The sequence below is a fragment of the Novosphingobium nitrogenifigens DSM 19370 genome (genome assembly GCF_000192575.1).
GTDB classification, from domain to species: domain Bacteria; phylum Pseudomonadota; class Alphaproteobacteria; order Sphingomonadales; family Sphingomonadaceae; genus Novosphingobium; species Novosphingobium nitrogenifigens.
On sequence record NZ_GL876926.1, the window covers coordinates 1154746 to 1180586 of the forward strand.

Annotated in this window: 15 protein-coding genes; 6 read left to right on the forward strand and 9 right to left on the reverse strand. The window is 63.9% G+C overall.

Annotated elements, in window-relative coordinates; translation table 11 throughout:
* Together Y88_RS05495 and Y88_RS05500 are read right to left on the reverse strand one after the other, a co-directional pair.
* Complete coding sequence (locus tag Y88_RS05495; protein WP_232280927.1) at positions 1–744, reverse strand: MgtC/SapB family protein; 744 nt, start codon at positions 742–744, stop codon at positions 1–3.
* Positions 745–755: 11 nt separating this feature from the next.
* Positions 756–2069 carry a carbohydrate porin gene (locus tag Y88_RS05500; protein WP_008067026.1) on the reverse strand — a complete coding sequence of 438 codons (1314 nt, stop codon included), beginning with the start codon at positions 2067–2069 and terminating at the stop codon, positions 756–758.
* A 394-nt stretch (positions 2070–2463) separates the two neighbouring features.
* Between Y88_RS05500 and Y88_RS05505 the strand changes: the two genes are divergently transcribed.
* The gene (locus Y88_RS05505; protein ID WP_008067028.1) at positions 2464–2742 is read left to right on the forward strand and encodes a metal/formaldehyde-sensitive transcriptional repressor; all 279 of its coding nucleotides are present in this window, start codon (positions 2464–2466) and stop codon (positions 2740–2742) included.
* Between the two features lie 60 nt (positions 2743–2802).
* Complete coding sequence (locus tag Y88_RS05510; protein WP_008067029.1) at positions 2803–4113, forward strand: ABC1 kinase family protein; 1311 nt, start codon at positions 2803–2805, stop codon at positions 4111–4113.
* A 12-nt stretch (positions 4114–4125) separates the two neighbouring features.
* Here the strand turns inward: Y88_RS05510 and Y88_RS05515 are convergent, their stop codons facing one another.
* Together Y88_RS05515 and Y88_RS05520 are read right to left on the reverse strand one after the other, a co-directional pair.
* Positions 4126–6078 (reverse strand): tetratricopeptide repeat-containing sulfotransferase family protein, encoded by a 1953-nt coding sequence (locus tag Y88_RS05515; protein ID WP_018075951.1) that lies wholly within the window; start codon positions 6076–6078, stop codon positions 4126–4128.
* 116 nt (positions 6079–6194) lie between these two features.
* Complete coding sequence (locus Y88_RS05520; RefSeq protein ID WP_018075950.1) at positions 6195–8732, reverse strand: TonB-dependent receptor plug domain-containing protein; 2538 nt, start codon at positions 8730–8732, stop codon at positions 6195–6197.
* 435 nt (positions 8733–9167) lie between these two features.
* Here Y88_RS05520 and Y88_RS05525 point away from each other — a divergent pair, with 435 nt between their 5' ends.
* From Y88_RS05525 to Y88_RS05535, 3 genes are read left to right on the forward strand one after another with little or no spacing between them, the layout of a single operon-like run.
* On the forward strand, positions 9168–10613 hold the full coding sequence (locus Y88_RS05525) for a 2Fe-2S iron-sulfur cluster-binding protein (RefSeq protein WP_008067040.1): 1446 nt from the start codon (positions 9168–9170) through the stop codon (positions 10611–10613).
* The gene (locus Y88_RS05530; protein WP_008067042.1) at positions 10613–11782 is read left to right on the forward strand and encodes an NAD(P)/FAD-dependent oxidoreductase; all 1170 of its coding nucleotides are present in this window, start codon (positions 10613–10615) and stop codon (positions 11780–11782) included. The genes Y88_RS05525 and Y88_RS05530 overlap by 1 nt, the downstream gene beginning before the upstream one ends.
* Positions 11783–11812: 30 nt before the next feature.
* Complete coding sequence (locus Y88_RS05535) at positions 11813–13153, forward strand: amidohydrolase (RefSeq protein ID WP_008067044.1); 1341 nt, start codon at positions 11813–11815, stop codon at positions 13151–13153.
* Positions 13154–13215: 62 nt separating this feature from the next.
* On the opposite strand, the gene Y88_RS05540 is transcribed toward Y88_RS05535, so the two are convergent.
* Together Y88_RS05540 and Y88_RS05545 are read right to left on the reverse strand one after the other, a co-directional pair.
* Positions 13216–14922, reverse strand: a complete 1707-nt coding sequence (locus tag Y88_RS05540) for an FMN-binding glutamate synthase family protein (RefSeq protein WP_408637183.1) — start codon at positions 14920–14922, stop codon at positions 13216–13218.
* Positions 14923–15062: 140 nt separating this feature from the next.
* Positions 15063–17915, reverse strand: coding sequence for a bifunctional diguanylate cyclase/phosphodiesterase (locus Y88_RS05545; RefSeq protein WP_008067046.1), 2853 nt, complete (start codon positions 17913–17915; stop codon positions 15063–15065).
* A gap of 291 nt (positions 17916–18206) precedes the next feature.
* Between Y88_RS05545 and Y88_RS05550 the strand changes: the two genes are divergently transcribed.
* Positions 18207–20207: a putative bifunctional diguanylate cyclase/phosphodiesterase gene (locus tag Y88_RS05550; protein ID WP_232280928.1), complete on the forward strand. Its 2001-nt coding sequence runs from the start codon at positions 18207–18209 to the stop codon at positions 20205–20207.
* Positions 20208–20429: 222 nt separating this feature from the next.
* Here the strand turns inward: Y88_RS05550 and Y88_RS05555 are convergent, their stop codons facing one another.
* Genes Y88_RS05555 through Y88_RS05565 form a run of 3 tightly spaced genes read right to left on the reverse strand, consistent with a single transcriptional unit; the run spans position 20430 to position 25840 of the window.
* Entirely contained in the window at positions 20430–21359 is a 930-nt protein-coding gene (locus Y88_RS05555) for an L-lactate dehydrogenase (protein ID WP_008067048.1), read from the reverse strand.
* 58 nt (positions 21360–21417) lie between these two features.
* On the reverse strand, positions 21418–22731 hold the full coding sequence (locus tag Y88_RS05560) for a TolC family protein (RefSeq protein WP_008067049.1): 1314 nt from the start codon (positions 22729–22731) through the stop codon (positions 21418–21420).
* Complete coding sequence (locus tag Y88_RS05565; protein ID WP_008067050.1) at positions 22724–25840, reverse strand: efflux RND transporter permease subunit; 3117 nt, start codon at positions 25838–25840, stop codon at positions 22724–22726. Before Y88_RS05565 ends, Y88_RS05560 begins: the two co-directional genes overlap by 8 nt.
* Position 25841: the final 1 nt, after the last annotated feature.

Sequence of the window (25841 nt, forward strand, 5' to 3'; positions counted from 1 at the left end):
TCAACTCGTGGAACTGACAGTCCAGGTCGCGCCGATCACTTCGTGATGGCGGGCCAGATGATCGGTGATCGTATCGAGATCCGTAGCCTTCGCGCTCGACGGCACCAGCACGGCGGCCAGTTCCACAGCATCGTCATGATGAGCCAGAGTCTCGATCTCGCGGATCGGATAATGGAACTTGTCCAGCTCCTCGAACAACAGATCGCGCCCCATGGCAATGCGATCGGGTGCACACGTGAGATGGACACGATACAGCGATTCCGTCGCCCCGTGCGACAAGGGGCGGCGATCGACGAATTCGACCAGAGGTCGCAGCAAGGTATTGCCCGCCAGCACGAACAGCGTGACCATCCCCGCCTCGACGATCAACCGCGCCCCGGCAAAGGCCCCGACCGCCGCCGAGGCCCAGAGCGTGGCTGCGGTATTGAGCCCGCGCACTTGCGGTCCGTCCTTCATGATGACGCCCGCGCCGAGGAAACCGATCCCCGAAACGACATAGGAAATCACGCGCAACAGGCCGTCGCTGCCCCCTGCGCGCAACCCCAGGTCGACGAAGGCCGCCGCGCCCAGCGCCACCAGCACATTGGTGCGCAAGCCCGCACTGCGCTGGCGCCACTGACGCTCCAGCCCGATGGCGACCCCGAGCACGAAAGCCGCGCCGAGACAGACCGCCGAAGTCGTCAGCGCCGCAGGATCGACCGAGAAAAGCTCGGAAACCGGACGTGCCGCGGAAATCGTGGGCATCGCGTTCCCCATCAGATTGCGCCACGCAGCCGCAGCGCAAAGACATGCGCAGGCCCACGATCACGGTTGTAACCGGGATTGGCGACAAACTGGTAATCGAGCGTCAGGTCGACATGGCGATCCATGTGCACCTGGTACCAACCTTCAGCGATCCATTCCGAGCCGGGATGCGGCAGGCGCCCGTCGCCAACCAGCGTGCCGTAGCCGCCATCGTCGAGATAGATCTGATGCGTCCGGGTTATCTGATTGACCACGCCTGCAAAACCGATGCGATCGTCATGCCGGCCCCAGGCCGCTCCTTTCACCTGACCACCGACCGATGCGCTACGGTCGATGTCGGTGAAATCGTCGGCTTCCGTCACCCCGTCAGACGCGGACAGGCGCGCGAAGAGGCCAAGTGTCGGCGTCACTTCCTGCTCGGCATTGAAATAACCGCCCCAGTGATCGTGCATCGACCGCAAGTCGGCATTGTCGGGCATCACGCCCGTAGCGTCATGCGCCGCGATCAGATCGCGCAGCCGCGCCAGCCGCCCCCGCGTCATCCAGAACCCCATGCGCACGGCGCCGGGATGCCCGCCCAGACTGTGGCGATGCTCGAGTTCACCCAGAACCTGATATTGGCCGAACCCGGTTTCGAGCGAAGGCTGATTGGGAACCTTGGACAGGTTGAACAGGCCCGCCCGTACGGTCCAGGCGCCCTGATACCATTCCAGCGCCCCGCCGAACGTGAAGCCCCAGGCGTTGGCAGCATAGTCGAACGCCCCGGCGTCGACCAACGACCAGTTGAGGAAGTCCGAGCGCGCATCGTGCGCATAGGAATTGGTGTCAAACACGTCCACGACCGAGAATTTACCGATCGTGATGACAAGACGGTTGCGGTCCTGCATCCCGCGCAACTGATTGGCAGCGGCATCGACGGCAAACTTGCCCCCGCCCAGCCCGATCGTCTGACGCAGGAACAGGCGCGGCAATTTGAAATAGGGATTGCTCTTGCCGACCTTGTACGCCTCGGCGCTCGGGAAACCGGCAACACCCAGCGTATTGGAAAGCCCGAACCCCTGGTCGAGTTCGGGATTGACCCACAGTTCGGCGCCCTGCCAAGGCCTCACCCCGGCATAGATCGTCGCATCCCAGGTTTCGCGCGCCTGATTGGGAGCAAGACTGTTGGTCCCGGCATAAGGCGAGGAAAAGCCCGGTGTTCCTTGCGCCACGAGCGTCGATTGCGCGTGGATGGCAAAGTCCTGCTGCGGCACGTCAGCTTCGTCAGCGAACGCGGGAAGCGGCGCCATGACGGCAAGTGCAAGGCAAAAACGGAAAACGGTCATGGAGTTTGATCCTCGGCATTGAGGCAGGTCGCAGACCCGCCGCCGGGACCGATCACCCCCGCGCGATGGCGCGAACGATGTCCTTCCCCGCGACGAGGCGCGGCAGCCTTGCGATCGGAATCCCTGCGACAAGGCAGCAACTCTCGCACTCGCAGGAAGTCTGGTTCGAACTTCGATGCATGGCTCTGGGCTCAGTCTCGAAAGGGTTGCGAAACGGACGCGGGATCCCCGACCGTCATGAGACCGCCACGCATGACGGCCAGACGGAGCGCGCTCCCCGCGACTCGACAGCCGGGCGGATATACCCTAGGGGGGTATCCATCAACCCTCAAATCATCCCGTCACACGAGCGCCTCCACGGGTCCTCCGACCTTTACCGGGCTGGGTTTTCATCATGGGCCACGTCGCCAGGGAAAAGCAGAAACTACTGAACCGGCTCAAGCGGTTGCGCGGCCAGATCGAGGCGATCGAACGCGCCGTCGAGGCCGATACCGAATGCGCGCGCGTGTTGCAGCAGGCCACCGCCTGTCGCGGCGCACTCGACGGTTTCATTGCCGAAGTGATCGAGGATCATATCCGCGACCACATGGTCGATCCCGATGCCCCGGATGACGACACCCGGCGCCAGGCTGCCGAGGAACTGGTCGCCATCGTCCACGCCTATCTGACCTGAAGGGCAAACCACCACGCGCCCCCTTGCGCGCGCAGCAGAAAACGACAAAGACCCCCGGCGATGACAAGCGATGCACGCAAGGTCCCTTCCGGGCGGCTGTCGCGCCTCGGCGCATTCGGACAACTGGCAGCCGGAGTTGCCGGCGGAGTCGTGGCCGAAGGCGCACGACGGCTGGCCCAGGGCGAGCGCCCCACGATGTCGGACCTGCTGCTGACCCCGGCCAATGCCGTCCGCGTGACCGAACAGCTGTCGCGCCTGCGCGGGGCCGCGATGAAGCTCGGGCAGATGATCTCGCTCGACGCGGGTGACATGCTTCCTGCCGAACTGACGCAGATCCTTGCCCGGCTGCGCGATGCGGCTCACATCATGCCCCCGACCCAGCTCGAAAAAGTGCTGGCGACATCGTGGGGTCCGGGCTGGCGCCGCCGGTTCCGCCGGTTCGACGCGCGCCCGGTCGCAGCCGCGTCGATCGGTCAAGTCCACCGGGCCGAACTTCCCGACGGACGCGTGCTGGCGATCAAGGTCCAATATCCCGGCGTTGCCCGCAGCATCGATTCCGATGTCGACAATGTCGCAACCTTGCTCAAAGTCTCGGGCCTGCTGCCTTCGGGCCTCGACCTTGCCCCCCTCCTCACCGAGGCCAAGCGGCAATTGCACGAGGAAGCCGACTATTTGCGCGAAGCGGCGCAGATGAGCCGTTACGCCGACCTTCTCGCCGACGACCCGGCCTTTCTGGTCCCGCGTCCGGCAATGGATCTGACCGGGCGCCATGTGCTCGCCATGGATTTCATCGCGGCGCGATCGATCGACACGCTCGGCGAAGCCGATCAGGACGTGCGCAACCGCGCCATGGCCGCGCTGCTGGGCCTTGTCCTGCGCGAAGTGTTCGACTTCGGCTTCATGCAGACCGATCCCAATTTCGCCAATTATCGCTGGCAGGAAGCGACCGGCAAAATCGTCCTGCTCGATTTCGGAGCTGCACGCCCCGTCGCCGAACGCGTCCGCGAGGGCTATGCGGCCCTTGTCCATTCCGGCCTGCACACCGACAAGCCGGGCCTGTGTCGTGCTTTGATCGAAATCGGCTTCCTGTCCGAAAACCAGTTCGCCCGGCACGGTCCCGCGCTCGACCGCATCATCGACACGATCCTGGGTCTGCTCGACCGGGCGGACGATTTCGATTTCGCCGACCGCCGCTTTACCGAACAGATCCGCGCCGAAGTGCCCTCGATCGCGTCCGACCGCGCGAGCTGGCACATTCCCCCCGCCGAAACCCTGTTCGTGCAGCGCAAGATCAGCGGAACCATCGCACTCGCCGTGCGTATGAAAGCGCGCCTGCCGGTCAAGGACATGGTTGCCCGCTACGACACCTGAAAACCTGTCCGTTCAGCCCCGCCAGCTCTCCAGCGCATCCCCCAGCCCTTGCGCCAAAGGCGCAAGATGGGCTTCGAACGCGCGCCAGTGGTCGAGCCCGCTGCGATAGATCGGCTGGCGTACCTGTTCGGAACTCACCGTGCGCACGGCCCGGTCGTTCTCGAAAAAGCGCAAGGTCGCCGGATCGAACGGCAAGTCGAGATAATCGAGCAGACCACGCACCTGCCCCTCGGTATCCTCGACCAGATCCTCGTAGATCAGAGTATGAACCGCACCCGGCGCCACCTCGTGGAAATGCCGGATCGTCGCCAGATAATGCCGGTAATAGGCCGCGAGGTCATTGAGATCGTAGGAAAACTCCTGCCCCTCGGCGAAAAGCTGCTTGAAGCAGGAAAAGCACGACGCCATCGGATTGCGCCGGACATCGATGATCCTGGCATTGGGCAAGGCCAGCCGGATCAATCCGATATGCCTGAAATTGTTGGGCATCTTGTCAATGAAGCGGGGTCGCCCAAGCCGACGATGGACGCGGGTACGCTCCAGGTATTCCGCTCCCCACCGGGCAACCTCGTCCCGGCTCACGCGATCGAGCGCGGCAAGGCCTCCTGCTTTCTCGACTTGTCCGGCAAGCGCTGGAACGAAGGGCAATTCCATTGTCCCTTCAACGTCGCCATGGCTCGCCAAAATCTGTTCGACCAGCGTCGAACCCGACCGGGGCAAGCCGAGAACGAAGATCGGCGCAGGGTCGGGATCGCCCCAATCGGCCCGCTCGCCCAAAAACGCCGGGGTGAAGACATCGCGTGTGCGATCCAATTCGGCGCCATAGTCGGGCACCGCGCCATTCTGCCGCCGGCGGGCAAGCGTTGCTCCGGCTTGGTAATGCGCGAACGCATTGCCAATATCGCCTGCATCCTCGGCACGGCGACCCAGTGCATATTCGATATGAAGCCTGTCTTCGTCGCCGAGGCGCGTGGCGAGCGACGCGCGCATCTGCGCCTCGTCCTCTTGGGTCAAAGCCCCGACCTTGAGATTGGCGAGCCCCCACCACGCTTCGCCAGCCCCCGGATGCAGTCCCAGAGCGCGGCGATATTCGGCAATCGCCTGATCGCGCGCACCGGTCGTGCGCAAGGCGTGTCCGTGATTGATCGCGATCCGGGCATTGTGCGGAAATTCGGACGCCAGCGCACCGTGAATGGCAGCCGCCCCCGCATCGTCCCCGATCAGGGCAAGACATCCCGCCTTGAGATTGCGATAAGCCGGATTGGCGGGATCGGCTGCCAGAAGCGGCGCCAGTTCGGCCAACGCGGGCTCCGCCTGCTGCCGCGCGAATAGGGCATGGGCAAGGTCGAAACGGGCCCGCACGAAACCGGGATCGATGGCAAGCGCATGACACAGCAAGGTCTCGGCATGATCGAAGGCGCGCTGAACCACGTAACAGGCGGCGAGCAACCGCGCTGCTTCGGCGTCGCGTGGAGAGCCCTGAAGATATTGACGCAGGATCGGTTCGGCTTCGGCGTGACGACCGAGTACGACCAGTTCCGCCGCTTTTCCGACTTGCGGGTTTCCGGCAGCAAGCCGTGCCAATGCCGCCTGTGCACGCATCAGTCGGGGTTCGTCCCCGTCGGCGAAAGCCATGTCGGCCAGTGCCTGCCACGCATCGACGAGCCCGGGTTCGAAAGCCACGGCCTGTTCAAGCTGATTGAGCCCTTCCCCTCGCTGTCCGACAGCGTCAAGGCACAGCCCCAATTCATAGCGGGTGCGCGCCGCGCGCGGAAACGCACGGGCAAGATCGATCAGCAAAGGCAAGGCTTCGGGCACCTGTCCAAGGCGACGCAAGGCCGAGGCGAGGATCAGGCGGGGGCGCGGATCACCCGGCTGTCGTTGGACCAGAACACGCGCGGCCTGTGCGGCGGAGCGAGGGTCGGTGGCCAGCGCAGCGGCGGCCCTGGCAACAGGATCGGTCATGGGCATCTGAATACGGTCAAGCAGGAGTGCCGGAAAGAAAAAAGCGGGGCCTAGGGGCCCCGCTTTTCCGGATCGGTGGAAAGGCTGCCGTCAGAAGCCCTCCACCGTCCGTCTCATCAGAAGTTGAACGTGGCGCGGGCGTAGTAGTACCCGCCGTTGATGCCCCACGGCGTGAACGTGTACGGCGCGTCGTAGACGTTGCTGCCGTTGGTCGGACGACCGTTGTAGTTGGGAACGGTCGGCGCCTTCTTGTCGAACAGGTTGTTCGCGCCGATGTCGAAACGAACGCTCTTGGTCACCTTGTAACCGATGTCGAGGTCGGTGATGCCGGCCGTACCGATCCGCAGAACGGTCGCACCGTCGCCATAACCGCTGCCGCTGTAGCTGACGGCCTGGCTGGTCGAACCGTAGATCGTTTCGCGGAAGTTCACCGAGAGGCGACCCATGGTCCACAAAGCGTTAAAGATCGTCTTCACGCGCGGCGTTGCCGTGGTGAGGCCGGTCTGCGCATTGAGGTCGAGCAGCTGCGACTGGCTGTAATCGAGCGTGTTGGTGACCTGCGCGGGCAGCGGATAGATGCGCTGCAGCTTGGTCTGGTTGTAGTTGAAGCCGATGCTCCAGTTGACCTTGCCCGCCGAACCGAAGTCCGAAGCGTAGTCGACAGTCGCCTCGATACCGCGGGTGCGGGTGTCGGCACCGTTGGTAAAGATGTTGATGCCCGCATAGGACGTCGCATCGACGGTCGAAATCCCGCGTGCATGCAGCGCGTCGAGAACGGCCTGCGAAACGACACCGTTGTTGTGGGTGTAGCTCGAGTCATAGCCGAAGATCGTCGCCGAAGGCACGATCCGCTTGCGCAGGCGGATTTCGTAGGCGTCGAGAGTGATCTGCAGCTTGGGCGCGGGGTGAGCTACGAAACCGACCGAGAAGTTGGTCGACTTTTCAGGCTGCAGCTTGCTGAAGCCAAGCGCCGAAGCCGCCGACGAGTTCGGCGGGAACTGACCGGCGACGAAGCCCGGACCGACGTTGACCGACGAATAGAATTCTTCGGCGAGGGTCGGCGCACGGAAGCCATTCGAGACGGTGCCGCGCAGAGCGAAGGCGGGCGAGAAGTCGTAACGGGCCGTGACCTTGCCGGTGTAGACCGAACCGAAGTCGGAATAGTGCTCGTAACGACCGGCAAGGTCGAGGTGCAGGTTCTTGATCGGGTCGATCGCGAAGTCGACATAAGCCGCTTCGGCGCGACGGACGTTCACGCCCGCGTCGGAAGGCGAGAAGCCCGGATAGGACTGCGCACCGCCCGAATAGTACGAACCGAATTCGCCCGAACCGATGCCATAGGCATCCTTGCGGTACTGACCACCGAACGCGAAGGTGATCGGCTTCGACAGACCGACTTCGAAGTCCTTGTTGACGTCAAGGTCAACCGACCATTCGCTGTTGCTGATCGTGCCGTCGTAGAAATTCCGCTGCGGCGTGACGAGCGTCGAATTCTGGGCCTGGATCTGCGCCCACATGTCGGGATTGACCGAGTCCACGGTGTAAAGCGCAACCGAGTCACGCCCGTAAGTACCCGACAGATCCCAGTTCCACCCCTTGATGGCACCCTTCAGGCCGGCGGTCAGCGAGAAGTCTTCTTCACGCAGCATTTCGCGCGGATTGAAGCCGGCCGGGAACGGATAGACGGTTTCGCCGGTGCTGGTCACGCCCGAGACGCGGGTCGCACGACGATAGTTTTCATAAGCCGAAGCGTGACGGTTGCCGTAGGAACCGAATGCATAGGCCTGAACGCCGTCGGTCAATTCGTAGCCCGCGTTGAACGCGAGGTTGAACAGGCTGTACTGCGCATCGCCCAGAATGTTGTTCACGTTCGGCGCGAACTTGTTCTGGATCACACCGGCAGCGTCGATCGGATTGATGTCGCTGCGGACCTGGCAGGTCGGGGTGTAATAGCGACGGTCGCACGTGCCGCGCTGGGTGAAATCGTGGTACTTGTATTCACCGGTCAGGTTGATGAAGCCGCGATCGCCCAGCTTGAAGCCGGCGTTGATCGAGGTCTGCGAGGTCTTGCCGTCACCTTGATAGTACTGGCCTCCGGTGGTGCTGAGGCTGCCGCCGTGATCGCTGCTCTTGAGGATGATGTTGACGACGCCCGCGATCGCATCCGAACCGTACTGCGCGGCGGCCCCGTCCTGCAGAACTTCGATGCGCGAGATCGACGCGGTGGGAACGAAGCTGAGATCGGTGGCAGCCGAACCGGAGTAAGGCGACCCGCCCAGAACCGCGAGGTTGGCGGTGAAGTGACGACGCTTGCCGTTGATCAGAACCAGCGTGTCGTTGGGGCTCAGCCCGCGCAGGGCAGCCGTGAGCGTCAGGTTGGCGGTGTCGCCGCCGAATGCCTGGAAGTTGAGCGAAGGAAGACTTTGCGCAAGGATCTGGGTCAGATCCTGCTGGCCGACATTCTGGAAAGAACTGCTGCTCAGAAGCTGGATCGGAGCGGCGCTGTCCGCAGCCTTGGTACCGGTGGTGCGCGTACCGGTTACAATAATGTCGCTTGCGACGTCGGGTGCGGTCACCGGGGTGGCATCGGCCGCATGGGCCGCCACCGGCAGGGCCATCGCCAACGCCGTCGTGGTGAACAAAATTGCTTTCATTCGGTGTTCCCTCATTCTGTGCTTCGAGCCCCCGCGGGCACAAAGGTCTCGTTCGTCCATGCGAACGCGATCCGGAATTGGAGGTGCCGCCATGCAAAATGGCCATCCATACTGCGAACAGCGTATAGACTTGGGGGGGCTCTGACCCTCGTTTGACAAAACGGGGAAAATGCCGCGCCGCACCATTGCAGAAATGCAACAGTCCGAAATAAAAATGCAAACGAGCGAAGGATCCGGCTATCCCGGTCGTTCCGGCAGCCGATTTTCGAGAGAGGGAAGCAAGAGCAAGATCCCGCTCCGCCAGCACATTTTCTGACCGAAAAAGGGTGCGCGTGACCGGTGGACGCCACGGAGTGGGACTGCCAGAAACCAGAACATTGTCCCGTCCAGCGATCGGCCCGGAACGGTTTGCGTCGCACCATGAAAAGGCACGGAATGACGCCCTGCGACACCGCCTTCACTTGCGACTTCACCTGGAACGGCAAACGCTACACCGCGCAGACCGGCGACACACTCGCCCTTGCGCTTTGGCGGAACGGCATCATGGCGCTGGCTGCAACGCGCAAGCGCCACTTGCCGCTCGGTCTTTCGGGCAGCCATGTCGCGGGCATACTTGTTCGCGTGGACGGACACCCCAACGTACGGGCCGATCGAGTGCTGGTCCACTCAGGCCTTGTCGCCGAAGCGCAAAATACCTGGCCATCCCCCCGGTTCGACGTCCTGCGCCTTGCCCGCGCCATTCCAGCAGCAACCGTCTATGGCGGGTTCGAGCACAGCGGGTTGGTCAAGAGCGGATCACCGCTGTTCCAGCCATGGGAACGGACACTGGCCTTCCTTGCCGGGGTTGCCGAAGCCCCCGATGCATCGCCCGCACGCCCGGATCCCCCGGCCGAGACGCTGGAGGCGGACGTACTGGTGGTCGGTGGCGGCCCTGCAGGTGTAGAGGCCGCGCTCGATGCCGCGCGCGAGGGGCAAAGCGTCGTCCTGATCACGCGGGGAACCGCCCCCGCGCCCGGACAGTTCGAAGGACTTGCCGCCCCCGTCACGATCCGCGGCGGACACGAAGTCTTCGGTTTCTATCGCGGCGGAACGCTCGCGTTGGCAGCGCCCGACGATCCGCGCCGACCGGCCATCCTCACGCGACAGAACCGGGTCGTGCTAGCGACGGGGTCTTCGTCGATCCCTCCGCTGGTTCCCGGCAATCACTTGCCCGGCGTGATCAACGCCCGCACTGCGCTGCATCTGGCAGAAGCCGGAGCGATCGACGACGTCGCGGTCGTCGTCGGAACCGGTCTTGAGGACAAGCTGGCCCGAATGCTCGACAGCTTCGGCATCAGGGTGGCAGCGGTACGCCCGGTCGCCTCGCTCTCCCGGATAGAGGGACAGGATCGCGTCGAGGCCGCGCTGTTCGGACGCGACCGGATTTCCTGCGGCCTTGTCATCCATGCCGGTCCCTGGATCGCTGACGATACCTTGTGGTATCAACTCGTCGCCGACGGGGAATTGCAACTGGCTTGCCACGACGAACAGGCCGCAGCGGTTCCAGTCCAGCGGGTCGGCAATGCTGCCTTGCCCGCAGAACCGGTGCATGTGCCGCCGGGACGGATCGACAGCGCGCACGCCTGCCCGTGCATGGACGTGACCGTCGGTGAAATCCGTCATGCCCTTGGCGAAGGGCACTCCGATCCCGAAGTGATCAAGCGCCTGACCGGTTGCGGGATGGGGCCGTGCCAGGGCTTCCCATGCTGGCATCAGATGGCGGCCGTCATCGCCCATGATACCGGAACGGTGGTCGCGACCCGGCCCAGCCGCCGCGCGCCCGGACGGCGCATCACCGTGGCCCAGGCGGCCGGTCTTCTCGGATTGGTCAAACCGCTGTGATGGCCCACACCGCCCCGCAACGCCCCCTGCCCCGTTCGGCGAGCGTCATCATCGTCGGCGGCGGGATCCAGGGGCTTGCCGCCGCGTACAACCTCGCCGCTGAACACAGGTTTGGCGATGTCCTCGTCCTTGACGCCGGGTACTGGCAGGGCGGCGCCTCGGGACGCAACGGCTCGCTGATCCGGGGGGCGTTCGGGACACCCGAATGGACCGGCCTGTTCCGCTACAGCGCCGAGCAATGGCGTGGCCTTTCGAAACGGATCGGCCACAACGTCATGTTCTCCCAGCGCGGCTATACCATGGTCGCCGAAAAGGCCTCGACCGCCCATACCCTGCGCGAGGCGCGCAAGGTTCATGCCGAGCTTGGCATTCACTCCGAGCTCCTTTCGCACGACGACATCGCGCGGTTGCTTCCCGCGATCGACCGTGGGCAGGTGTCGGGGGCGCTGCATCTGCCCGACAGCGGGATTGCGCCACACCACGCCGCGATGAAAGGCCTGCTCGCCGCCGCCCGCGAGCAAGGCGTCGACATCCGCTACCGCACCCGCGTCACCGCGTTCGAACGCAGGGACAACCGGATCGCCGGTGTCTGGGTCGGCGACCACCTCGTCCGCGCGAGCACAGTGCTGGTCGCGGCGGGCGGGCACAATCCGATGATGGCCGACCTTGCCGGAGTCACTCTGCCCGGACACGGAACAAGGCTCGAGATTATGGCGCTTGAACCGCTGCGCCCGGTGATCCGGCCTGGTCTCGCGATCATCGACAGCCTTTGTTACCTTCACCAGACCCCGCGCGGAGAGATCGTCGGCGCGGCAGAGGCACCCGAAAGCCCCCACTTCACGCTGCGCACCGACATTCCGGTCATGGCGACGACGGCCTCTGTCTATCTGCGGCTGTTCCCGCAACTGGCCGATGTCCGCATCCTGCGCCACTGGGCCGGGCTGATCCACGCGACACCCGACTATGCCCCCTTGCTCGGCGAGCATCCGGCTTGTCCGGGTCTGTGGTTCAGCGCGGGCTGGTCCTATGGCTTTGCCGGAGGCCCCGGCGCCGGGCGCCTGATGGCAGGAGCCATTGCGACCGGAACGATCGATCCGGTCATGCGGCCGTTTGCTATCGATCGCTTCGACCGGGGCATGCCCCTTACCGACCCGACACTGGTGCTGTAGGAAGCACCCATCCAACTTGCGGAGATCACGATGAAAACATTCGCCCTGTCGATCATGGCGTCGGTCGCGGGAGTGGCCCTCGCGACATCCGCTCCGGCACTCGCTGCACAACCGGCAGCGACCAAAGCCGACGTCGACGCGATCGTCGACCGCGAATGGAAGGATCTCGACGCGCTTTACGTCGATTTGCACAGCCACCCCGAACTCGCGTTCCAGGAGGAACGCAGCGCAGCGCTGCTGGCTGCGCGCATGCGCAAGCTTGGCTTTACCGTCACCGAACATGTCGGAAAGACCGGGGTGGTCGCAGTCTATCACAACGGCACGGGCCCCACTGTCCTTGTCCGGACCGAACTCGACGGGCTTCCGATCGAGGAAAAGACCGGCCTCTCCTATGCCAGCCGCGCGCAACAGAAAGGTGAGGACGGAAAGCCGACGTTCGTCACCCACGCCTGCGGCCACGATAATCACATGACCTGGTGGATCGGCACGGCAAGCGCCCTCGTCGCGATGAAGGACCGTTGGCAAGGAACGCTCGTCTTCATCGGCCAACCCGCCGAGGAAGAGGTGTCAGGCGCGAAAGCCATGCTCAAGGACGGATTGTTCACGCGCTTTCCCAAGCCCGACTACGGATTTTCGGCCCACGTCGATCCCACGCTGGCCGGGACCGTCCATGTCAAACAGGGCCCGACGACCTCGGCGGTCGATACCATCCTGATCACGTTCAAGGGCGTAGGCGCGCACGGGTCGATGCCGGACAAGGGGATCGACCCCATTGTCGAAGGCGCCCATTTCGTGACCGACGTGCAAAGCGTCATCGCCCGACAGAAGGACCCGTGGAAATTCGGCGTCGTCACCGTCGGATCGTTTCACGCGGGCAGCGTGTCGAACATCATTCCCGACCATGCCGACCTGCAACTGACACTGCGGTCCTACGACCCCGACGTGCGCAGGGTCATGAACGACGGCGTCGAAACGACGGCACGGGCCGTCGCGGAAATGGCCCATGCCCCTGCGCCCGACATTCGCCACACCTTCACCGCCAGCCCGATCGTCAACGATCCGGCGCTTGCCGCATCGTCGGCGGCCTTGCTCAAGACCGCACTCGGTGCCGACAAGGTCGTCCTGATCCCCGAAACCGCACCCGGCTGGACCGCAAGCGAAGACTATTCCGAACTGGTCAATGCCGGGATGACCCGCTCGGTCTATTTCTCCATCGGCGGATACGATCAGGCTGCGTTCGACCGCTTCAAGGCCGAGGGCAAGCCGGTGCCGGTCAACCATTCGCCTTTTTTTGCGCCCACACACGATGTCGCCATCCGCACCGGGATCGAAACGCTGACACTCGCCGTGCTGGGCGTCACCGCGAAATAGGCGCTCAGACGGCGCGCGGCCTTTGCCAACCTGCGATGAAAGAAACTCATCGCGGGTTGGTATCACACCGGGCTGAGACGGTCTCCGTCGACACGGCGGAACGTCTCGGCACTGGCGGCATTCCACCACCGCGCCAGAATGGGATCCTGGCTTCCGGCGATCAGTTCGCCGGGACGGGCGAAGTGATGGATCTCGTCAAACTGCCGCATTTCGGCAACGTTGATCCGCTGCCGCAAGTGCGAGGGGCGCAAATCCGACGGACTGTCGAGCCCGGTCGCGACGATGATTTCGTGCAGGGCTTTCATCGTGGTCGCATGGAACCGGGCCACGCGCTCGGCCTTTTCATCGACGACGATGCCACGCTGGCGGGCTGCCGACTGGGTGGCGATGCCGGTCGGGCAGCGTCCGGTGTGGCACTTGAGCGACTGGATGCAGCCGAGCGAGAACATGAAGGCACGCGCGGCATTGCACCAGTCCGCGCCCAAGGCCGCATTGATCGCGATCCCCGCGCCCGACGTGACCTTGCCGCTCGCGGCCAGCCGCACTTCGCCTTTCAGCCCAGCCCCGACCAGCGCATTACGGGCGATCACCAGACCTTCGCGCAACGGCATGCCAACGCGATCGGACAATTCCTGCGGCGCGGCGCCGGTGCCGCCCTCGGCCCCGTCGATCACCACGAAATCGAGCATGATGCCGGTCGCCAGCATCGCCTTGGCAATCGCGAAAATCTCGTGCGGCATGCCGATGCACAGCTTGATCCCGACCGGCTTGCCGCCCGACAGGTCCCGCAGCTTTCCGGCAAATTCCATAAGCTCGCGCGGCGTCGAAAAGGCACTGTGGCGCGGCGGGGAAATGCAATCCTCACCAAGGGCAACCCCGCGCGTATCCGCGATCTCGGGCGTGACCTTGGCCGCAGGAAGAACGCCGCCGTGGCCCGGCTTTGCCCCCTGGCTGAGCTTGATCTCGATCATCTTGACCGAAGGATGCGCGGCATGGTCGGCAAACATAACCGGATCGAACCGCCCCTGCCGGTCGCGACAGCCGAAATAGCCCGAGGCGACCTGCCAGACGACATCGCCTCCGTGCTTCAAGTGATAGGCCGACATCGAGCCTTCGCCGGTGTCGTGATAGCACCCCGCCATTTTCGCGCCGAGATTGAGCGACTCGATCGCGCGCGCACCCAAGGCGCCGAAGCTCATCGCCGAAACGTTGAGGCGCGAGGCCGAATAGGGCTGCTTGCACTGGTTCGAGCCGACCGCCACCCGCATGGCGGGGTCAGCGTCGGGATTGGGCACAATCGAATGGGCAAGCCATTCATACTCACCCGAATAGACGTCGAGTTCGGTGCCGAAAGGATGCGCATCGGTCATCCCATGGGCGCGGGCATAGACGAGATTGCGATCCTCGTGGCTGAAGGGACGACCGTCGAGATCGCCTTCGACCAGATAGGCGCGGGAGAATGGGCGCAGGCTTTCGAACAGCCAGCGGAACCGCGCCGACCCGGGAAAATTGCGTCGCAAGCTGTGGCGGACCTGCCCCAGATCGATCAGCACCACGACAAGCACCGCCGTACTCACCGCCAGAAGAGCCGCCCAGGCCATCGACGGATCGACCGCAAGACCGCCAATCGCCGCCACAATGGCAAGCAAGGCCAGCCAAAGCATGATGTTGCGATGCCACGCCCCGTCATGAAACAACGCCGTCGCCAGTGGTATCGACGCCCCCCCGCTTTTGGCAGGCCCGTTCGTTACAGGCTGCGGTTCGGTCATCGAATTCTCCTGGTTTGGCGGCGGGATACTGTGCCGCAGACGTCCATCTTGCTTGCCGGTCGAAGACAACTTGTAAAGACCTTCAAAGGCAGAATGGAGTGGAATGAAATCGATCAGCCGACCTTGCAGATCGGCGTTGTTCATTGGCCCGCACCAGCGATCCCTTCTATGGTCGGCGGCGGAAATGCCCGCCCAAGATCCTCGCGACTGGGGGCGTTCTGGGGCCGTCCGTAATAATAGCCCTGCCCCTGTTCACATCCTTCCGCGACGAGGAAGGCAATCTGCTCTTCGGTTTCGATCCCTTCGGCCAGAACCGGAATGTCGAGGCTCTTGCCCAGCGCCAGCACCGCCCGGACGATCGCGACGGCCTGTGAACTGGTGGCCGCCTGACGCAGGAAGAACCGATCGATCTTGATCTTGTCAAAGGGAAAGGCATGCAGGGTGTCGAGCGAGGAATGCCCGGTCCCGAAATCGTCGATCGCGATGGAAATGCCCAAGGCCTTGATCCGGCGCAGGATATAGAGCGCCTTGGTTCTGTCGGCAATGATCGCGCTTTCGGTGATCTCGAACTCGATCTGTCGCGTCGACACCCCGGCGTCGAGAACGACCGCAATGAGCCGTTGCAGGAGATCGCCCTGCTGGAACTGGACCGGGGACAGGTTGACCGCCACCTTGAGATGGCTCGGCCAGTGGATCGCCACTCTTGCCGCTTCGCTCAGGACCCATTCGCCGATGGCAAAGATTTCGCCGGTCTCTTCAGCAATCGGGATGAAGATGTCCGGACTGACGACCCCGCGAACCGGATGGTGCCAGCGCGCCAGCGCCTCGTAACCGATAAGCGCTCCGCTCTTGAGCGAATGCTGCGGCTGGAACAACAGGCGCATTTCCCCGCGTTCGACCGCGCCCCGCAGATCGACAGCCAATTGACGGCGACTGCGCTTGTCCTCGTCCATCGCCGGGTCGAACAGGCACAGATCCTGTCCAAGGCTGTCCTTGGCACGATGGAGCGCGAGATCGGCGTTGTTGAAGATCGTGTTCGGATCACCGCCATGCCGGGGGAATATCGCGACCCCCATGCAAGCCGAAACATCGACCGAGAGCCCCTGCTCCTCGATCGGGGTCTGGAAACAGGCTTTCAGACGGTCGATGAACGCCCACAGGGCCGCTTCGTCGCCGACCATTTTCCCGGCGACGAAATCGTCGCTGCCAAGGCGCGCGATCCGCTCGCCCTTGCCGCAAACGGCCTTGAACCGGGCGCCGAGTTCACGAATGACATGATCGCCGAAAGCTTGACCATGGGTGTCGTTGACCACCCGCAGCCCGTCGAGATTGATCGCGACAACAGCGAACTGCATGTCCCGCTGGGCCGCCAGTTCCATTTCGCCGACGGCCCAGATCTTGAAATTCTCCCGATTGGGCAAACCGGTCAGGAGATCGTGAAGGACAAGATGGGCAATGCGTGCCTCGTCCCGGCGCCGTTCGGTGACATCGGAAAACGTCGCGACCCAGCCGCCGTCCTCCAGCCGCCGGCTTGATACCGAAACGATGAAGTCATCGCCGCATTCGACGATGACCGACTGGCTGGGATTCTCGGGCGGAGCCATGATCGCCTGTTGCAGCATCGTTGCGACAAAGGCGCGATCGACGCCTTCGCATCCCTCGACCATCAGCGCGACGAGTGAGACGAGCGAAATCCCCGGAACGACCCTTGCCCCGGCAATGTCCCACAATTCGGCAAGGCGCGAATTGGACAGGACCAGACGTCCCGAAGCATCGAAAAGCGCGAGCCCGTGCAGCATGTTGCCGAGCGCGGTATCTCGCTGGGCCTTCATCGCGGCCAGACGATCCTGATCCTCCTTCAAACGGGTCATGTCCCGGGTGATCTTGGCGAAACCGGCAATGCGGCCATCGTCGTCATGGATCTGTTCGAGCGTGACGTGGGCCCAGAAACGCGTCCCGTCCTTGCGGCAACGCCACCCCTCGCCTCGGTACAACCCTTCCCGCGCCGCATGGGCGAGAACCATGGCGGGCGTTCCCTGCGCGCGATCTTCAGGCGTATAGAAAATCTCGAAAGGCTGTCCGACGACTTCCCCCTCGACATAGCCTTTCAGGCGTTCGGCGCCCGTGTTCCAGTTCGCGACCCGCCCGTCGGGGGTCAGCATGTAAAGCGCGCAATCGGAAATGTTGCGCGCCAGAATGGAAAACTGATGCTCGCCGGCGCGCAACAGCGCGTCGGTGCGCCGAGCGAGGGCGAGAGCGCCCAGACAGATCAGAATGACCAACGTCGCCGCCACGCCGGTCAGCGTCGACATCGTCTGGGCCGACAACAGCGTGCGCCCCGCATCGTCCATGCGCGAAGGGATCAGCACGATCGCGGCCATGCCCGTGAAGTGGAGCATGACCACCCCGAGGAAAAGCAGGATGCAAGAGAGTTCGATCCGTCGCTGCGCACGCATCAGCCGCAGGGCCGGTTCGAGCGGAGCCACGCCCAGAACGACCGACAGCGCCAGGAGATCGGGTTCAAAGCGGATCGTGGCGGGCAGCGCCAGAGCCTCGACACCCACATAGTGCATGGCCGACACACCGCATCCGACGACCAGAGCGCCCAACGTCGAGGCTCCGCGCCCCCGGTATCGGGCAGCCAGCCACAGACCCGCAGTGACTGTCATGATAGCAAGGCCAAGCGAAACGATTGTGGGCATCAGACGATAGGTCGCGGGCAGATCGGGACGATACCCCATCAGTGCCACGAAATGCGTCGACCACAGGCCGAACCCGGTCGCGCCCCCGGCCCCCATGATCCACCGCCGATCCCCTACGACCAGCGCACGGCGCATCAGCAGCATTCCGGTAACGGCACTGGCAAGACAGATCAGCGCAGCCAGGACGACGAGGGCAAGCTGATGATGTTCGACCGTGCAGGAATAGATGCGCAGCACTGGAACACCCCCGGAAAACCGCCGTTGCAGCATCCCCCCGCCGGGATCGCGCACCCCGCCGGACGATGGCAGACGACTGCCGCACTATTGTGCTAGCGAGGCGTAGTTAACATGAAGTTCCACGCCTTGCGGGTTGTTACGCTACGCGCCGTTAAGGCTGTTCCAAACCCGATGTGGCAGACCCGAACCCGCGTCCGGCAGCAGCTGAACACGCCCCCCGCGCTTGAAAGCCCCCGGCATGAAAGGTCTTGGTTTCACTCCGTCAGCGGCCTTCCCCGCCGCTCCCTGCGGCGTCGCGGGAACGGTGCCCCATGCCCGTTCCCGACAAATCCGGTGCTTGCAATCGTGAAATTCGAACCCATCCCCCAGCCACCGATCTTCGAGACCGTTGATGACGGCACCCGGATAGAACGACTGGAACGCCAGCTCCTCCGGGAACGCAAGGCGCGACGGGAAGCCGAAGAAATCGCTGAAAACGGACTACGCGAGCTTCGTGAAAGCCGCCGCCATCTCGCCTTGCTGCAACGCATCACTGATCGCGCGAACCATGCGGACGAAATCCGCGAGGCACTTGCCTTTGCCATCACCGAAATCTGTGTCGAGATGGGCTGGGATTTCGGCAATGCCTATCTGGTGCAAGGCGGGCGAGACGTCGTCGCATGCGATTGCTGGCATCTCGCAGCCCCTGTCGGCTGGATGCCCTTCGTCGACTATTCACGGAACGCCCGCTTTCCGCGCGGAACATGTCTTCCCGGACGCGTCCTTGCCGACGGACGCATGCACTGGATTGACGACATGCGCGCCGAGCCGGAGTTCCTGCGCCGGGACCTTGCCACCCAATGCGGGGTGATCTCGGCTTGTGCCTTTCCGGTGATCGCCAACAGCGAAGTCTTCGCGGTCTGCGAGTTCTTCTCCCATGACGCGGTGTCGCCGTCCGAGGCCATGTCGGAAACCATCGCGCAAATCGGGATACAATTGAGCCGAGTTGTCGAGCGGGTCCGGTCGCGCGCGGCGCTGCTCCACGACGCGCTTCATGACGCGCTGACGACGCTGCCGAACCGGGTCCTGCTACACGAGCGGGCGAGCAGCGCCTTTGCCCGTCTGCCCGCCACCGGCAAGGGGTTGGGCGTCATGGTCATCGATCTCGACGGGTTCAAGGCGGTGAACGACAAGCTCGGCCATCACGCAGGCGATTGCATACTGGTCGCAGCGGCGGCCCGCCTGCGCGACGCCATGAACGAGGCCCTTGTCGATATAGGCAAGGATGCCAAGGGCACTCTCGCCCGGACCGGCGGCGACGAATTCGTGGTCCTGCTCGAAGGCGTGAACACGCCTGCCATCCCGCTCGCCATTGCCGAACGCATTCTTGCCGAAGTGTCGATGCCGTTCGAAGTCGGACGGGACGAAATCACGATCAGCGCCTCGATCGGCATTGCCCTCAGCAACGCATCCTACCACGATTATGACGAAGTCCAGCGGGACGCCGATCTCGCCATGTATCAGGCGAAATCGTCAGGCCACGGCCATACGGTCGTGTTCACCTGCACGCTTGGCAAATCGGTCCGCCTCCGCATGGCACTCGAACGGGAAATCCGCGAAGCCATTCGCGAAAAGCAGTTCGTGCTCCACTATCAACCGATCCTCGACCTCACATCGCGCGAGATCAAGGGGTTCGAGGCGCTTGTCCGCTGGAAGCACCCCGAACGCGGGCTGGTCCTGCCTTATGAATTCATCCCCACGGCCGAGGAAACCGGCCTGATCGTCTTCATAGGCGACTGGGTCCTGCACGAAGCCTGTCAGGCGATGGCGCGTCTCCATGCCCGATGCCGCTCGGACGACCTCCCCTTCATTGCCGTCAACATCGCGCCGCAGCAGTTCCTCCAGAGCGACTTCGTCGCCTATCTGCGCAAGGTCATCGAGGACACCGGGGTTCCCCCGCACTGCCTGAAATTGGAAGTCACCGAAGGGGTCGCGATCCTCGATGCGGACCGCACGCGCCGGGTTCTCGAGGAATGTCGCGGGATCGGCGTCCGCACGGGTCTCGATGATTTCGGGACCGGATATTCCTCGCTGTCCTACCTTCATTCGCTGCCGTTCGACACGATCAAGATCGACCGCTCATTCATCGCCGCGCTCGACCAGCCCAAGAGCCGGAAAATCGTCCACACGATTCTCGACCTTGCGATCAATCTCGATCTCAACGTCGTTGCCGAAGGGATCGAAACGACCGACCAGCAGGCAGCTCTGACCGCGATGGGATGCGACATGGGGCAAGGCTTTCACCTTGGCCTTCCGCTCGAGGAAAAGACCGCGTTTTCCATGTTGCCGCAAGCGGAATGTCACTGACGGGCGATGGGGAGGCTCCATCGCCCGTCAGGCGGCACATCCCCCCGGATTTAGGGTAGGACCTGAAAGCCCCGTCCACCCCGCGCGCCGATGACAACTCGTGACGATCCCCCCTCACCCGTTCCGAACCGGGCGGGATCGAACAAGCATTTCAATGGCAGATTCGGCCCCGTTCGTCCTTGGCGAAAATCAATGACGAAAAACGGGAAAACCCCGGTTTTCCTACCAGAGGGAACCGGCGGTTTCCTTCAGGATTTCCGCTGATCTTCGCAAGGCTGCGCGCTCGTCGGCGGCGATGTCCGGCAGGACCGTCGCCGACACCCCGGACGCCCCGACAACGCGCGGCAGGCTGAGCACCACATCCTCGATGCCTTCGACATGAGGCGTGCGGACCGAAACCGTCAGGACTGCACGCTGATCATCGCGAATGGCCTGTACGATCCGGGCAAGCCCAGCCCCGATGCCGTACCAGGTCGCCCCCTTGCCATCGATGATGCGATAGGCAGCCCGCCGCACACCTTCATCGATCCGCGCGCGAACCTCCGCCGTGATCGGCGTGCCCAGTTCCCTTGCGCACAAATCCAGCGGCTCGCCCCCGACATGCGCCGAAGACCACGCCAGCACTTCGCTGTCGCCATGTTCGCCCAGAACCGCGGCATGGATCGACTGCACCGCCACGCCGAGATGGTCTGACACCATGCTGCGGAACCGGGCCGTATCGAGAATGGTGCCCGAGCCGATGACCCGCCCTGCTTCCAGCCCGGAACAGCGTTGCGCGACACCGGTCATGATATCCACCGGGTTCGACGCCACGACCAGCAAAGCCTCGGGCGCCGCCGCACGAACTTGCGCAATCACGTCGGCAAAGACTTCGGCATTGCGGGACAGCAGGCTGAGACGGCTTTCACCCGGTTTCTGCGGAACCCCGGCCGCCAGGATGACGACCCCTGCCCCGGACAGCGCTGCATAGTCTCCCGCGCTGACCCGGCACGACCCGACAAACGGCACCGCATGGGCAACGTCCTCGGCCTGCGCGAGTGCAAGAGCCGGGTTGCGATCGACGAAGACCACGTCCGAAGCCGCCCCTAGCAGGGCAATCGCATAGCCCGCTGCCGATCCGACCAGCCCGGCCCCGACAATGCCCACTTTCATGACTGCCTCCGCGAACTCTATGTCAGCGAAGCATAAGAGCAAAAGCGGGCAACGCCATTCAATTCGCGGGCGGCTGATCTTCCGCCGGTTTGGCCGGTTCCTTGTCGTCGTCGTCGCCGATCCACAATTCGTGGCTGTCGATGCGGATCTTGGTCAGGGCCCTCATGGCGTCGGTTCGTGCCGTCGCTTCGGTGCGGAACGCTTCGTGGACCATGCGTTCGGCAAGCAGGACATCGGAAAGGCCGATTTCGCCCAGTTGCTGCCCGCGCCGCGTCTTCTGCAAGGCGGCGACTTGTGCATCGAGAGCACCACGCGCCTGTTGCCACGCCGAATAGGACGTCTGCGCATCGGCAAGGTCGGCATCGGCCGTCTCGGCAATGTTGCGCCGCACTGCCTGCAAATCGGCCTGCGCCGCACTGGCCTCGGCTCCCGCCTTGTCGGCAAGGGCCGAACGATAGCCTCCCCCAAACGGCATCGAGAACAAGACGCCGCCGCCCTTTTCCATGCCGCCCTTTTCCGAAAACAGGCGAAATCCGAACGAAGGGTCGCCGGTCCGTTCCTTGCGCGCCCGTGCGGCCTGTGCATCGGCCCGCCCGACCAGCGCCTCGGCCGCGGCCAGTTCGTGACTGCGGCCAAGAATGCGCTGCCGCATCGGGGCAAGGCCGCCATCGGGAATATGCGGCGCGGGCACATCCGGCGCGGCGGCAGGCAACGGAAACCCCGGAAACTGTGCAAACAGCCGCGCGCGAGCAACGGTTTCGCGCCCGGAACTGCGCTCGGCCTGGGCCTGTGCCGTCCCCAGCGCGGCATTGGCCTGATCCTCTTCGAGAGCAGAGGCATCGCGCAACGCGGCGCGGCGCTTCACGCTGGCGAGCACGGCGCGATAGTTTTCGACCGCCTGTCGATCGACCGTCGCCTCCGACGCGGCCCCGAGCCAGTCCCACCACGACTGCGCGAGGAGCAGCGCAGTCTGATGCCGCGCATCCTCGGCCATGTTCTGGGCATAAGTGACGCCTTGCGCGCCGATGCGGCGATCGAGCGTCGCCTTGCCCGGAAGGCGGATGGGCCGCGTTACTTGCGCCTCGAATTCGTCGAAGCGCCCATTGGCGACGCCGGTCCCGTCGTTGACGGTCCGGCTGGCATAACCGCCGGTCACAATGAATTCGTGCGGCCCGCGCGACAGCGCCCGCGCGTCTGCCCGCGCGGCGTCGGTACGTGCATTGGCGGCCTCGACCGTGGGATGCGCGTCGAGCGCGGCCAGAACGTCGGCCTTCGACGGCAAACCGGCTTCGGGCATGTCCTGTGCAGCCAGCGCCGATCCCGTCGCCAATGCCAGCGTGAGCGCGAGAGCGCTGGAAAAAGCCTTACGCATGGGTAGCCTCCCGATCGCCGGCGGCTCGCTCGGCCGGGTTTTCGCCGAACTTTTCATAAAGGATCGGCAGCAGGATCAGCGTCAGCAGGGTCGAGGTGATCAGACCGCCGATCACGACAATGGCCAGCGGCTTCTGGATTTCCGATCCCGGCCCGGTCGCGAACAGCAAGGGCACCAAACCGAACGCGGCAATGCTCGCCGTCATCAGCACCGGACGCAGGCGCCGTTGCGCGCCGTGCCGGACCGCTTCGGCCAACGGCATCCCGTGTTCGCGCAATTGCCGGAAATAGCTGACCATGACGAGACCGTTGAGCACCGCGATCCCGAGCAGCGCGATGAACCCGACCGACGCGGGAACCGAAAGGTATTCGCCCGAAATCGCCAATGAAATCATGCCCCCGACGAGCGCGAAGGGAATGTTGACGAGAATGAGCAGCGAAGCGCGCGCACTCGACAACGTCGCATAGAGCACCACGAAAATCATCAGGAGCGAGATCGGCAGGACCATCGCCAACCGGGCCGAGGCACGTTGCTGGTTCTCAAACTGACCACCCCAGACGATACGATAGCCCTGCGGCAGCTTCACATGCGCCTGAATGTCGGCCTTGGCCTGATCGACATAGCCGACAAGATCACGCCCCGAGACGAACGCCTGCACCATCGCAAAGCGCGAGCCGTTTTCGTGCTCGATCTTCACCGGGCCGTCGATACGTTCGACCTTGGCAACATCGCTTGCCCGCACGATCTGGCCGCTGGGAGAGCGATAGACCTGATCGGCGAAGGCCTGCGGGGTCTGCCCGCTATCGCCGCCGTTGCCGCGAATGACGATCGGAACCCGGCGCAGGCCTTGCGCCACAACACCGGTGCGAACGCCCTCGATCTGTGCACGCATGGCGTCCTGCAACTGGTCGATGGGCATGCCCGCACGGCCGGCCGCAATGCGATCGATGTCGACCTGGAGATAATCAACCCGATCGTTGGCCATGGTCAGCGCCTCGCTGGTGCCGGGAATGGCTTTCAGGCGGCCCTGGATCTGCGCGGCGATGCGCGCCAGTTCGGCGTTATCCGACCCGAAGATCCTGATCGCAAGATCGCCGCGCGCGCCGGTCAGCATTTCCGAAATGCGCATTTCAATGGGCTGGGTATAGCTCGTCTGGATCCCGGGAAGACCGGCCAGCGCCTTGCGGATCTGGTCGACGACCCATTCCTTGTCCCCCACCCGCCATTCCGCGCGCGGTTTGAGTTTGAGGAAGCTGTCGGTTTCATTGAGGCCCATGGGATCGAGCCCGAGTTCGTCCGATCCGGTGCGCGCGATGACATCGGTCACTTCAGGAACTTTGCCCAAGATCGTCTTCTCGACTTTCTGATCGTCGGCAAGGCTGTGCGAGAGCGAAATCGACGGCGCCTTGGTCAACTGCACGATGACGCTGCCTTCGTCCATCGTCGGCAGGAACGTCTTGCCCGTGACCGTATAGGCAAAGACCGTCAGCACCAGCGACACGCCCGCCAGCGAAAAAACGATCCCCTTGCGCGCGAACGCACCGTTCAGAAGCGCGGCATATTTCGGCGAGAGCTTGCGCATGAGCCAAGGTTCGTGGTGCCCGCCATGCTCGTCAGCTTTCACTTTCAACACATAGAACGAGAGCACCGGGATCAAAGTCAGCGCCAATGCCAGCGCTGACAGCAGGGCAAGGACGATCGTGAGTGCAACCGGCGAGAACAGCTTGCCTTCGAGCCCTTCGAGGGTGAGCAGCGGCAGGAACACGAGCGCAATGATCGCCATGCCGCTTGCGACCGGAGTCGCGACTTCGGCTGCCGCGACAAAGACATTGGCAAGCTTGCTCGCGCGCGCGTGAGTGGGATCGGACAGACGCTCGACCACGTTCTCGACGACGACTACCGCCCCGTCGACAAGCATGCCGACCGCGATGGCCAGCCCGCCAAGGCTCATCAGATTGGCGGTAAGCCCGATCGATTTCATGAAGATGAAGGTGAGCAACGAGGCCATCGGCAAGGCAAGCGCGACGATGACCGACGCCCGCACGTCCCCCAGGAACAAAAGCAACAGCACGACGACCAGCACCGTCGCCTCGATCAGCGCCTCTTCGACCGTTCCGACCGCTCGTTCGATCAGATCGGAACGGTCGTAAAAGACATTGGCCTTCATGCCGGTCGGCAGGGTCGGGGCGATCTCGTCGAGCCGCGCCTTGACGCCCGCAACGACTTTCGACGCGTCCGCCCCGCGAAGCGCGATGACCAGCCCTTCGACCGCCTCGCCCGTGCCGTTGCGCGTCACCGCGCCATAGCGGGTCAGCGATCCGACCCGCACGGTCGCAACGTCACCCACGCGCACCACGCCCGTCGGCCCGGAACGGACAACGACCGCCGACAGATCGTCGAGATTGCGGATCGCGCCGGTCGCCCGGACGATCAGCGCTTCTTCGCCGGTGGCAAGGCGCCCCGCACCGTCATTGCGGTTCCCGGCATTGATCGCGGAGGAAAGGTCCGCAACTGTCAGCCCGGCCGCAGCCAGTGCATTGGCATCGGGCGCCACTTCAAAGGTTTCGACCATGCCGCCGAGCGAATTGACGTCGGCCACGCCCGGCACGGTACGCAAGGCGGGACGGATAACCCAGTCAAGCACACGCCGCTTTTCGGCAAGGCTCTGCGGCCCTTCCAGCGTGAACATGTACATGTCCGACAGCGGCGTCGAGATCGGCGCCATCCCGCCCGACACCGTCGAAGGCAGATTGCCCATGACGCCCGACAGGCGCTCGTTGACCTGATTGCGCGCCCAGTAGACGTCGGTGGTGTCGTCGAAATTGATCGTGATGTCGGCAATCGCGTATTTCGCCGCCGAACGCAGCACCGTCTGGTGCGGAATGCCCAGCATTTCCTGCTCGACCGGAGCGATCACCCGGCTTTCGACTTCCTCGGGCGTCATGCCCGGGGCTTTCAGGATGATCTTGACCTGCGTCGAGGAAATGTCGGGAAAGGCATCGATCGGCAGGTTCATGTAGGACCACACGCCGAGCCCCGCCAGAACCAGTGCCAGCCCGATGATCGCGATGCGCCACGCGAGCGCGCGTTCGACCAGTTTGCGCAACATG